The 12,416-nt window shown below is 65.4% G+C and carries 7 protein-coding genes; 6 read left to right on the forward strand and 1 reads right to left on the reverse strand.

The features are described 5' to 3' along the window. The first annotated feature begins 2 nt into the window (after positions 1-2). Entirely contained in the window at positions 3-1,106 is a 1,104-nt protein-coding gene (locus M5D76_RS02535) for a radical SAM protein (protein ID WP_248921812.1), read from the forward strand. Between the two features lie 3 nt (positions 1,107-1,109). Beyond that, positions 1,110-2,051 carry an AEC family transporter gene (locus M5D76_RS02540; protein WP_248921813.1) on the forward strand — a complete coding sequence of 314 codons (942 nt, stop codon included), beginning with the start codon at positions 1,110-1,112 and terminating at the stop codon, positions 2,049-2,051. Here the strand turns inward: M5D76_RS02540 and M5D76_RS02545 are convergent. Then, positions 2,048-2,659, reverse strand: coding sequence for an HAD family hydrolase (locus M5D76_RS02545; protein ID WP_248921814.1), 612 nt, complete (start codon positions 2,657-2,659; stop codon positions 2,048-2,050). The genes M5D76_RS02540 and M5D76_RS02545 overlap by 4 nt on opposite strands. Positions 2,660-3,072: 413 nt before the next feature. Between M5D76_RS02545 and rplJ the strand changes: the two genes are divergently transcribed. The 4 genes from rplJ (at position 3,073) to M5D76_RS02565 (ending at position 12,333) form a co-directional block, all read left to right on the forward strand. After that, on the forward strand, positions 3,073-3,591 hold the full coding sequence (gene rplJ / locus M5D76_RS02550; protein ID WP_248921815.1) for a 50S ribosomal protein L10: 519 nt from the start codon (positions 3,073-3,075) through the stop codon (positions 3,589-3,591). A 67-nt stretch (positions 3,592-3,658) separates the two neighbouring features. After that, positions 3,659-4,036, forward strand: coding sequence for a 50S ribosomal protein L7/L12 (gene rplL, locus M5D76_RS02555; protein ID WP_248921816.1), 378 nt, complete (start codon positions 3,659-3,661; stop codon positions 4,034-4,036). 336 nt (positions 4,037-4,372) lie between these two features. Beyond that, positions 4,373-7,888: a DNA-directed RNA polymerase subunit beta gene (rpoB, locus tag M5D76_RS02560; RefSeq protein WP_248921817.1), complete on the forward strand. Its 3,516-nt coding sequence runs from the start codon at positions 4,373-4,375 to the stop codon at positions 7,886-7,888. Positions 7,889-7,893: 5 nt separating this feature from the next. Beyond that, positions 7,894-12,333 carry a DNA-directed RNA polymerase subunit beta' gene (locus M5D76_RS02565; protein WP_248921818.1) on the forward strand — a complete coding sequence of 1,480 codons (4,440 nt, stop codon included), beginning with the start codon at positions 7,894-7,896 and terminating at the stop codon, positions 12,331-12,333. Positions 12,334-12,416: the final 83 nt, after the last annotated feature.

Raw genomic sequence — 12,416 nt, forward strand, 5'->3', positions numbered from 1 at the left:
CCATGGAGATCCTTCGCGCCAAGACCGCAACGCTCTTCTCGGGACGTCCCCTTACGGGCGCGCACCGCACGAACAGCGAGCTCAACATGAGGGAGATGGAGGCCGGCGCGACCGTGCTCGAGAGCTATCCGCGCCGCCTCGTGCTCGAGCTCACCAACCGCTGCAACCTCAACTGCGTCATGTGCGGGCGAAACTCCGCGACATTCAGGCCCACCACGCTCGACATGGTCACGTTTCGCGCCCTCGAGCCGCTGATGGACCACGTGGAGGAGGTCACGCTCATGGGCTGGGGCGAGCCCACGGTCAACCCCGGCTTCGCCGACATGCTGCGCACCATCGCCGACCACGGCGCCCGCGCCTACTTCTGCACCAACGGCATGCGCCTCGACGCGCTCGCCGACGTCATCCTCGACACGAACGTCGAGGTGTTCGCCGTCTCCGTCGACGGTGCCACGCAGGAGAGCAACGCCGCGATCCGCCGCGGGTCGGACCTCACGAGGATCTGCGACTCGCTCAGGTCGCTCTTCTCGGCCGCCCGCGAGCGCGGCCAGGAGCCGCCCTGGGTCAACTTCGTCCTCTGCGCCATGCGCGAGAACCTCGCGGAGCTGCCGGCCGTCGTGCGCCTCGCCCATAAGACGGGCGTGCGCGAGGTCAAGGTCGTCTACCTCACTGCCTTCGACGAGGCCCAGGTCCCCAGCGTCCTCTGGGGAGACGCCGAGAAGATCGAGGCGACCTTCGCCGAGGCCGAGCGCGAGGCCGAGCGGCTGGGCGTCGCCCTCAAGCTGCCCTACGTGCCGGGCGAGGACCCTGCGGGCGCGGCGCTGCACCGCCCCTGCTACGTGCCCTGGCGCGACTTCTTCCTGGGCTCCGACGGCTACGTGCGCCCCTGCATGTCGACCTCGCAGAAGCTCTTCCGCTTCGACGCCGACGCGGACTTCTTCGACCTCTGGAACGCGCCTGCGTTCCAGCGCCTGCGCGAGACCGTCAACCGCGAGGGCGCCATGCCCGCCCAGTGCGCCCGCTGCTACCAGTCGTCGCACTGCAACTGGAACCTCCGCTCGTCGTACCTGCAGGTGGGGGAGGACTTCTCCCCGGAATGGGAGTGACGCGTGCGCATCCTCGAGATCATAGTCCCGGTCATCTTCATGATCGCGCTGGGCTTCGGCGCGCGCGCGACCGGCTACATCACGCGCGAGCAGGCCGACGGCGCCAAGAACATCGCGTTCAAGGTGCTCTTCCCGTTCCTCATCTACAACGCCACGTTCCATGCCGAGCTGCGCGCCGACTACATCCTCATAATCGCCTACATCTACGTTGCCTACGTCGCGCTCATGTTCCTCTGCGGCAAGCTCGGCGGCTGGGTGGGCTCGACCTACCGGCGCATCGCCGGCTTCCTCGTGGCGACCACCGAGGGCGGCGGCGTCGCGCTTCCCCTCTACATCACGCTCGTGGCGAGCCAGAACATGCTCAACATCGTCATGTTCGACATCGGCGGCATGTTCTGCGTGCTCAGCATCATCGCCTACGTCGAGAAGAACGTGGCGGGCGCGGTCGCACCCAAGACCGTGGTGAAGGCAATCATCAGGAACCCCATCATCATCGCGATGATCGTCGGCCTCGTCCTGAACGCCCTCGGCGTCGGCAAGGGCATGGCCGACAGCGGCCTGGCGGGCCTCAACGACGCCGTCGCGAACATGATCACCCGCCCGATCGAGGGCATCGTGCTGTTCGTGCTCGGCTATGAGCTCAAGCTCGAGATTTCCATGATCGGCGCGCTGCTGCGCATGCTCGCGCTGCGCCTGACCGCGGCCGCCGCCATCATCGGCGGCTTCTTCCTGCTGTTCGCCGACCGCATGGCGCAGCAGCCGTTCCTCGTCGCGACCGTCCTGTACTTCCTGGGGCCGCCGTCGTTCATGATGACGACGCTCATCGGGCCCTACTGCGACGACGAGCGACAGAAGGCGTTCATATCGGCCTTCCTACCCCTCAACGTGATGCTCACCATCATTGTCTACCTGGGCCTGGCCGTCTTCGTCGGTCGTGCAGGCTAGGCCGGAACGCCCTCGCCCAGCGCCTCGAACACGTCGGCCATCTCTCCCGTGTACACGAGGCCGTGCATGCCGGCGCGCCGCGCGCCCTCCACGTTGACGGCCACGTCGTCCACGAACAGGCACTCGTCGCAGGCGAGGCCGTAGGTGTCGGCAAGCAGCGAGAAGATCCTGGGGTCGGGCTTCATGAGGTGGACGAACGCCGAGACCACGACGCCGTCGAAGCACTCCCACGCCGGCAGGCTCTCCTTGTACTGGTCGAATTGCACGCCGGCGTTCGACAGCAGGTAGATGCCATAGCCGCGCCTCTTCAGCTCGCGGATCGCCTCGTCGGCGTCGGCAAAGTACTCGCGCTGCTCGAACCACCGGAGCGCCGTCTGCATGGCCGCCTCGCGCAGGCGCTCGGGCAGCCGGCCCGCGGCGGTCCAGCCGATGGTCTCCGCGTCGACGACGCCCGCGTCCTGGAGCGGCCACTCGCGCCCGCCGAAGACCTGCTCCGCCACGAGCCGCGCGTCCTCGTCGCTCTCGACGTGCGGCCGCGCGAACGCCTCCGGGTCGTACTTCATGAGCACGCCGCCCATGTCGAACACGACGTTCTTGATCTCGCCCATGGCCTGCCCTTCACTCGACTGTCGTCCCCATTGTAGGGTCGCCGCTCGCGGCATGCGCGAGGTCGAGGCCGCGCGCGGGGCATGGGGCGCGCTCTTCTCGGCCAGCGCCGGCGGAATGAGGTGAGAATGTGAATCGAGCAGGCGCTTCGTTCGTCTGCTTGACCTCGCCTGGTGCGAGCGGCATACTATCACCTGCACGAAGCGATTCGTGTGCACGTGTACAACGCACGTCCGCTGCCAAAGACAGCCGGTGCCTGGGGTTTCCCAAGGCTTAAAGGAGCAATCCGCCTGCCGAGGTGGTCTTAGAGAGACTTCTTGGACCCTGCTTTGGCTGCGCCAAGCGGGGTCTTTTTATGCGAAGGCCCGCCGCGTCGGCGGCTCGTGCCCGACCATAGCAAGAGGAGGTGTACTGCATGCCCAATTCCAAGAACGTCGAGATGCTCGAGAAGGTCAGCGAGTCCCTGGAGAACTCCAAGGGTGTCTTCTTCATCGACTACCGTGGCCTCTCCGTCAAGGAGACTCAGGAGCTCCGTCGCAGCCTGCGCGAGGCTGGCGCTCAGATGAAGGTCTACAAGAACAACATCGTGAAGCTCGCCCTCGAGAAGGCCGAGATGCCTGAGGTCGATGCCCTTACCGGCACCGTCGCCTACGTCTTCTACGAGAACGATCCCGTCGAGGCTGCCAAGGTCATCAAGAAGGAGTCCGAGGCTCTCAACAAGCTCGAGTGGATCGGTGCCATCGCCGATGGCAAGGCTCTCTCCGCCGAGGAGGCCAAGGCCTACGCCGACCTTCCCAGCCGCGAGGAGCTCATGGCCAAGCTGGTCTACGTTATCGGGAGCCCGCTCTCCGGTATCGCCCAGGTTTGCGCCGGCCCCGCCAGGGGTCTCGCGACCGCTCTTTCGGCCGTTGCCGACCAGAAGAACGCCGCGTAACACCAAGCACGTCAGAACAAGAAAGTATCTGGGCGCCGGACGCGCCCGCTAACAAAGGAGAAATGACATGGCTGTCACCAAGGATGAGATCATCGAGGCCCTCAAGGAGATGCCCGCCCTCGAGCTTTCCGAGCTCGTTCACGAGCTGGAGGACGTCTTCGGCGTCTCCGCTGCCGCTCCCGTCGCCGTTGCTGCTGCCCCCGCTGCTGGTGGCGAGGCTGCCGCCGAGGAGAAGTCCAACTTCGACGTCGAGCTGACCGCTTTCGGCGACAACAAGATCGCCGTCATCAAGGTCGTCCGTAGCCTCACCAACCTCGGCCTCAAGGAGGCCAAGGAGGCCGTCGAGGGCGCTCCCACCGTTCTTCTCGAGGGTGCCAAGAAGGAGGACGCCGAGGCTGCCAAGACCCAGCTCGAGGAGGCCGGCGCCACCGTTACCCTGAAGTAAATCGCTTCTCGGTAGAGCTCTCGCGAAACATCGCGACCCAAGGGGTCGGACCGTCTGGTCCGGCCCCTTTTTTCGTATGCCGAGAGGAGCGTGCCTTTGCCCTTCGCGCCGCTTGCGGGACGCGCGTGTTCCGCCGGCGAAGGACGGGGCTCTTCTCGAACACAAGCACTCCACAACTCGATTTGCAAACGCGCAGCTACAAGGCTCGCCGACCTCTGCTAATAAAAAACGGGTCCGATGTCAAGACGTTAATGTTGACCCCCATGTGCAACTTCGTTAAGTTAGTACATTGCGACAACTGCCGCTTTTTTCACTAGTCGAAGGAGGAAGTGCCTGGTGCCTACCGCAAAGTCTTCCCAAGCCGCACCGCAGGAGCTGCGCAATCGCGTGAGCTTCAGCAAGATTCCCGGTGCGATGGAACTGCCCAACCTCATCTCGGTACAGAAGGAGTCGTTCGATCGTTTCGTGACCGAGGGCCTCGCTGAGTCCTTTGCCGAGTTCTCCCCGATCGAGAACTCCGCGGGAACCATGGAGGTCACCTTCGGCGACCACCAGTTTGGTGATGCCCCCAACACGATTGCGGAGTGCCGTGCGAAGGATATCTCGTACCAGGCGCCCCTCTTCGTCGAGGTCCGCTTCTTCAACAAGGAGACCGGCGAGATCAAGGAGCAGCTCGTCTTCATGGGTGACTTCCCGCTCATGACCGACCGCGGCACCTTCATCATCAACGGCACCGAGCGCGTCGTCGTCTCGCAGCTCGTCCGCTCGCCTGGCGTCTACTTCTCCAAGGAGGTCGACAACGGCGTCGACGTCCACCGCGTCCAGTTCATCCCGGCTCGCGGCGCCTGGCTCGAGTTCGAGATCGACAAGCACGGCCATCTCGTGGTCTCCATCGACCGCAAGCGTCGCCAGAGCGCCACGCTGCTGCTGCGCGCCCTCGGCATCGCCGAGTCCGACGACGAGATCATGAACCTCCTCGGTGACTCCGAGGTCATCCGCTCCACCATCGAGCGTGACGTCGCCACCACCCGCGAGGACGCCCTCATCGAGATCTACCGCCGCCAGCGCCCCGGCGAGCCTCCCACCGTGGAGTCCGCCCGCACGCTGCTCGAGGGCCTCTACTTCAACAACCAGCGCTACGACCTCGCTCGCGTCGGTCGCTACAAGATCAACAAGAAGCTCGAGATCGACGTCGACGCCCAGGAGAAGGTCCTCACCGACGAGGACATCATCTGCGCGCTCAAGTACCTCATCGCGCTGCACGAGGGTGACTCCTCCAAGAAGCTCGACGACATCGACCACTTCGGCAACCGTCGCGTCCGCACCGTCGGCGAGCTCGTCCAGAACCAGTTCCGCATCGGCATGAGCCGCATGGAGCGCGTCATCCGCGAGCGCATGGCCTCGCAGGACGCCGACGACATCACGCCCCAGTCGCTCATCAACATCCGCCCGATCGTGGCGGCCATCAAGGAGTTCTACGGTTCCTCGCAGCTCTCGCAGTTCATGGACCAGTCGAACCCGCTCGCCGGCCTCACGCACAAGCGTCGCCTGTCGGCCCTCGGCCCCGGCGGCCTTGCCGGCCACAAGTCCGGCTCCAGCCGTCGCACCAACGTCCCGACCGCGGTTCGCGACGTCCACAACTCGCACTACGCCCGCATGTGCCCGATCGAGACCCCCGAGGGTCCCAACATCGGCCTCATCGGCTCTCTCGCGCTCTACGCTCACGTGAACGAGTACGGCTTCATCGAGGCCCCGTACCGTCGCGTCGTCAAGGGCAAGGTCACCGACGACATCGACTGGATGACCGCTGACGAGGAGGAGAACCACGTCATCGCCCCGGCGAACACTCCCTTCGACCCCAAGACGAAGAAGTTCGTCGCGACCGACGTCCACGGCAACGTCTACAACCCCGAGACCGTCGTCGCGCGCACGCGTAACTTCGACGGCTCCTTCGGCGCCCCCGCCGACGTCCCCGTCGAGTCCATCGACTACATGGACGTCTCGCCGAGGCAGCTGCTCTCCGTCGCGGCCAACCTCATTCCGTTCCTCGAGCACGACGACGCAAAGCGTACCCTCATGGGCGCTAACATGCAGCGTCAGGCCGTGCCCCTGATCAAGCCGCACGCTCCCTACGTCGGCACCGGCCTCGAGCAGGCTGCTGCCCACGACTCCGGCGAGCTGATCATGGCCGACCACGCCGGCACCGTCGTCGAGGTCGACGCGGCCCACGTCGTGCTCGACTGCGACGGCGAGCTCGAGCGCTATGACTTCCCGAAGTACGAGCGCTCCAACCAGAGCACCTGCATCAACCACCGCCCCGTCGTGCACGTGGGCCAGAAGATCGAGGCCGGCCAGGCTCTGACCGACGGCACCTCCGTCGACCAGGGCGAGCTCGCTCTCGGCACCAACCTCACCGTGGCCTACATGCCGTGGGAGGGCTACAACTACGAGGACGGCATCATCGTCTCCGAGCGCGTCGTCCAGAACGACCTGCTCACCTCGATCAACATCTCGCGTCACGAGATCGACGCCCGCGACACCAAGCTTGGTGCCGAGGAGATCACCCGCGAGATCCCGAACCAGAGTGAGGAGATGCTCGCCAACCTCGACGAGGACGGCATCATCCGCATCGGCGCCGAGGTCGGCCCTGGCGACATCCTGGTCGGCAAGGTCACGCCCAAGGGCGAGACTGCCCTCACCGCCGAGGAGAGGCTGCTCCGCGCCATCTTCGGCGCCAAGGCCCACGACGTCCGCGACACCTCGCTGAAGATGCCGCACGGCGCCTACGGTCGCGTCGTCGACGTCGTCCGCTTCAGCCGCGAGGCCGACAAGGAGCTCCCGCCTGGCGTCAACGAGCTCGTCCGCGTCTTCGTCGCCCAGCGCCGCAAGATCCAGCAGGGCGATAAGATCTCCGGTCGCCATGGCAACAAGGGCGTCGTCTGCAACGTCCTGCCTGTCGAGGACATGCCCTACATGGCCGACGGCACCCCCGTCGACGTCCTCCTCGACCCGCTGGGCGTCCCCTCCCGTATGAACGTCGGCCAGCTCATGGAGTGCCACCTCGGCTGGGCCGCGAGCCACGGCTGGGACGTCGACTCCGCCGACTCCGGCAAGGTCATCGACGGCCCGATGTTCGTCTCCACGCCCGTTCTCGACGGTGCCACCGACGAGGAGGTCTCGGAGGCGCTGCGCCGCTCCAACATCAACCTCATGAACAAGGCCATGCGCCTCTACGGCGAGCACATGCGCGAGGAGTTCGTGCCCCAGCTCAGCGAGGGCGGCAAGACCACCCTCTACGACGGCCGCACGGGCGAGAAGTTCGAGAACCCCATCACCGTGGGCACCTCCTACATCCTCAAGCTCGGCCACATGGTCGACGACAAGATCCACGCTCGTTCGACCGGCCCCTACTCCCTGGTCACCCAGCAGCCGCTGGGCGGCAAGGCGCAGTTCGGCGGCCAGCGCTTCGGCGAGATGGAGGTCTGGGCGCTCTACGCGTACGGCGCCTCCAACGTCCTGCACGAGCTCATGACCGTCAAGTCCGACGACACCAACGGCCGCGTCAAGACCTACGAGTCGATCGTCAAGGGCGAGAACGTCCCGAGCCCGGGCATCCCCGAGTCCTTCAAGGTTCTCGTCAAGGAGATCCGCTCGCTGGCGCTCGACATCGAGCCGATCGCCTACAAGAAGGTCGAGGACGAGCAGAAGGCCTCCGACGAGACCGCCGACGAGAACTCCGTCGACGTGTTCGCGGGCGCCGACAGTGCCGATGACCTCATCGGCGCCGCTTCGAACGACCTCGGTGAGGGCGAAGAGGTCCTCATCGGCGACACCACCAACGATAAGGAGTAGCGAACGTGGCTGATTTCGATACCACTGACTTCGACGCTATCAAGATTTCGCTTGCCTCCGCTGACGAGATCCGCAGCTGGTCGCACGGCGAGGTCAAGAAGCCCGAGACCATCAACTACCGCTCGCTCAAGCCCGAGAAGGACGGCCTGTTCTGCGAGAAGATCTTCGGTCCGGTCAAGGACTGGGAGTGCTCCTGCGGCAAGTACAAGGGCATCCGCTTCAAGGGCATCGTCTGCGAGCGCTGCGGCGTCGAGGTGACGAGCGCCAAGGTCCGTCGTGAGCGCATGGGCCACATCGAGCTCGCCGCTCCCGTCTCGCACATCTGGTACTTCAAGAGCCCGGCGACCTTCCCGCTGGCGCGCCTGCTCGACATGAAGAGCAAGGACCTCGAGAAGGTCCTCTACTTCGCGAGCTACGTGATCACCGAGGTCGACACCGAGGCCCGCGAGGCCGACGCCGACGAGCTCAAGGAGGAGCTGGCGGCCGACCTCGAGGAGCTCGACGCCGAGCGCGACGACGAGATCGAGCGCCTCAAGGCCCAGGGCGAGTCCGACGGCGACGACGAGTTCGGCGACATCGAGCCGCTCTCTGCCGACGAGATCCGCGCCGGCATCGCCGACCTCGAGGAGGAGTACGAGGAGGAGAAGACGCTCCGTCGCGAGGCGTATGACAAGTTCATGCAGCTCGAGACCCGCGAGCTCATCTCCGACGAGTCCCTCTTCACCGAGATGAAGCGCTACTACTCCATCTACTTCAAGGGTGGCATGGGTGCCGAGGCCGTGCGCGACCTCCTCAACAACGTCGACCTCGAGTCCGAGGCCGAGACGCTTCGTGCGATCGTCGCCTCCGACGAGTCCCAGAAGCAGAAGAAGGAGCGCGCCGTCAAGCGCCTTGAGATCGTCGACGCCTTCCTCAAGGGCGGCAACGATCCTGCGAACATGATCCTCGACGTCATTCCCGTCATTCCGCCCGACCTGCGCCCGATGGTGCAGCTCGACGGTGGCCGCTTCGCCGCGTCCGACCTGAATGACCTCTACCGTCGCGTCATCAACCGCAACAACCGCCTCAAGCGCCTGCTCGACCTCGACGCTCCGGCGATCATCGTCAACAACGAGAAGCGCATGCTTCAGGAGTCCGTCGACGCCCTCTTCGACAACGGCCGTCGTGGTCGCCCGGTCACCGGCCGTGGCGGTCGCCCCCTGAAGTCGCTCGCCGAGGCCCTCAAGGGCAAGCAGGGCCGCTTCCGTCAGAACCTGCTCGGTAAGCGTGTCGACTACTCCGGCCGTTCGGTCATCGTCGTCGACCCGCACCTCAAGCTGCACCAGTGCGGCCTCCCCTCGACCATGGCGCTCGAGCTCTTCAAGCCGTTCGTCATGCGCCGTCTCGTCGAGCTCGGCAAGGTCGAGAACATCAAGGGCGCCAAGCGTGCGATCGATCGCGGCACCGCCGTGGTCTGGGACGTGCTCGACGAGGTCATCAAGGGCCGCCTGGTCCTCCTCAACCGTGCACCGACCCTGCACCGTCTCTCGATCCAGGCCTTCGAGCCCGTGCTCGTCGAGGGTAAGGCCATCCACCTTCACCCGCTGGTCTGCGCCCCCTTCAACGCCGACTTCGACGGCGACCAGATGTCCGTGCACGTGCCCCTGTCCACCCAGGCGCAGACCGAGGCCCGCGTCCTGATGCTCTCGAGCAACAACCTCCGCTCGCCTGCGTCCGGCAAGGTCCTCACGGTCCCGTCCCAGGACATGGTCTTCGGCGTGTACTACCTCACCATGGAGAAGGAGGGCGTCGACGGCGAGGGTCGCGTGTTCGCGAGCTTCGAGGACGCGCTCAACGCCTACGACTGCCGCAACAACCTCGACATCCAGGCCAGGATCTCGGTGCGCGTCTCTGCCGAGAACGCCAACGTCGAGGAGGACGGCCGCAAGATCTTCCGCACCTACACCGGTCGCGGCGAGGTCCAGGACTTCGACGTCACCGAGCACTCGGTGCGCTTCGAGACCACCGTCGGTCGCGTCATCTTCAACCGCCAGTGCCTGCCTGCCGACTACCCCTACATGAACTACAAGCTCGTCAAGGGTGACATCAGCACGCTCGTCAACGACTGCTGCGACCGCTACAAGCTGGCCGAGGTCGAGCCGATCCTCGACGCCATCAAGCACAGCGGCTTCCACTACGCCACGCGCGCGGGCCTCACGATCTCCGTCTGGGACGCGACGATCCCCGAGGACAAGCCGATGCTGCTCGAGGAGGCCCAGCAGAGGGTCGACGCCATCAACGAGTACTACGAGGACGGCTTCCTCTCCGAGCAGGAGCGCCACATCGAGGTCGTCAACGCCTGGACGGAGTGCACCGACCTGCTCTCCACCGAGATGCTCGCCGGCTTCGCCGAGGACAACCCCATCTACATGATGGCCGACTCCGGCGCTCGAGGCTCCAAGACGCAGCTGCGTCAGATCGCAGGCATGCGTGGCCTCATGGCCGACATGTCCGGTGACACCATCGACCTTCCCATTAAGGCGAACTTCCGCGAGGGCCTCGAGCCGCTGGAGTACTTCATCTCCACCTACGGCGCCCGTAAGGGCCTCGTCGATACGGCGTCGCACACGTCCGACTCCGGTTACCTCACGCGTCGTCTCGTCGACGTCGCGCAGGACGTCATCGTCCGCGAGGAGGACTGCGGCACCGACGAGTCCGTCACCTACGACATCATCAAGCCGGGCGAGACCGACGTCGACACCGACCTCATCGGCCGCTGCACGCTTGACGCGATCGTGAACCCCGAGACCGGCGAGATCATCGTCGAGGCGGGTGCCTACGTCGAGTCCAAGGAGCAGCTCCAGGCCATGGTCGAGGCTGGCCTCAAGAAGATCCAGCTCCGCGCCCTTCTCACCTGCAAGTCCAAGTACGGCGTCTGCCAGAAGTGCTACGGCTGGGACCTCTCGACCCGTCGCCCCGTCAACATCGGCACCTCGGTCGGCATCATCGCCGCCCAGTCGATCGGCGAGCCGGGCACCCAGCTCACGATGCGTACGATTCACTCCGGCGGCGTCGCTGGCGCTGACGACATCACGCAGGGCCTCCCCACGGTCGCCCGTATGTTCGACGTCGTCGGCAACGTCAACGAGAAGATCCTCGGTCGCGAGGCCGACCTCGCCCTCTACAGCGGCATCCTCTCGATCACGCCGGAGCAGACCGAGTACCTCCTGCGCATCCTCGATGCCGACGACCGCTCCAAGATCCTTGCCGAGTGGCGCGTGCCTGCCTCCGTCCGCTTCATGCCGGGCATCGAGGACCAGGCAGAGGTCCGTGCCGGCGACCAGATCACCCGCGGCTTCGTCAACTTCCGCAAGCTGCGCACGCTGACCGACATCGAGTCGACGATGCACACGTTCGTCAAGTCCGTCAAGGACGTCTACACGTCCCAGGGCGTCGACCTGAACGACAAGCACATCGAGGTCATCGCTCGTCAGATGCTCCGTCGCGTCCAGGTCACCAACCCGGGCAGCTCCACCTACCTGCTCGGCCAGTACGTCGACCGCTACGTCTTCGCCGACACGGTCCGCAACATCGCCCTTGCCGGCGGCACGCCGCCCGAGGCCGAGCCCGTCATTCTTGGTACCCTCAAGGTCGCCAGCTCCATTGACTCCTGGCTCTCCTCCGCGTCGTTCATCCGCACGGCTGGCGTCCTCACCGAGTCCGCGATCAAGGGCGAGGTCGACCACCTGCTCGACCTCAAGTCGAACGTCATCGTCGGCAAGAAGATCCCCGCCGGCACCGGCCTCAAGGCCTACGACGACGTCCAGCTCACCTACCACGGCGAGGCCATCGACGGCCCGACGTCGCCCAACGCCAAGTCGCTGCCCGACTGGGCTCCCGATTCCCTCAAGGGCATCGAGGACCAGCTGCCCAAGCAGCTCGACTGGATCGGCGAGGACTACGCCTACGGCAACGTCTTCTCCAAGAACGGCCACACGCTCTCTTCCGAGGACGCGAAGCTCTACCTCTTCGACGACCTCGGCGTGTCGCAGCGCTGGACCAACAAGTTCAGCGAGGTCGGCATCGAGACCGTGGGCGACCTCATCGGCAAGAACGAGGACGACCTCCTGCGCATCGACGGCATCGGTGCCAAGGCGATCGAGGAGCTCCGCGCCGGCCTCGAGGCCCGCAACCTCCTCTACATCCTCGAGCCCGAGGAGGACGAGGCCGACAGCGAGGACCTGTCGCAGCTGCTGAACATGGTCTTCTCGCCGGACGCTGACAGCGACATCATGCTCGGCTCCGCCGCTCCCTCGACCCACAACTTCTCGGTCGAGGACGAGCTCATCGGCGCTCCCGCCGAGGAGGGCTCGAGTGACTCCGCCGTCATCAACGAGGACCTCGGCTCGCTGCACGACCTGCTGAGCCAGGTCGACAAGAGCGAGGTCAGCGAGGACGCTGAGTAGCCTCAGAACCCACGCTCACAGAGCCCGAACCCAAGGGCCCCGCTTCGGCGGGGCCCTATTTTTGTGTGGCAGGCCCAGGCTCC

It is taken from the genome of Olsenella intestinalis (assembly GCF_023276655.1).
Lineage (GTDB): Bacteria > Actinomycetota > Coriobacteriia > Coriobacteriales > Atopobiaceae > Olsenella_J > Olsenella_J intestinalis.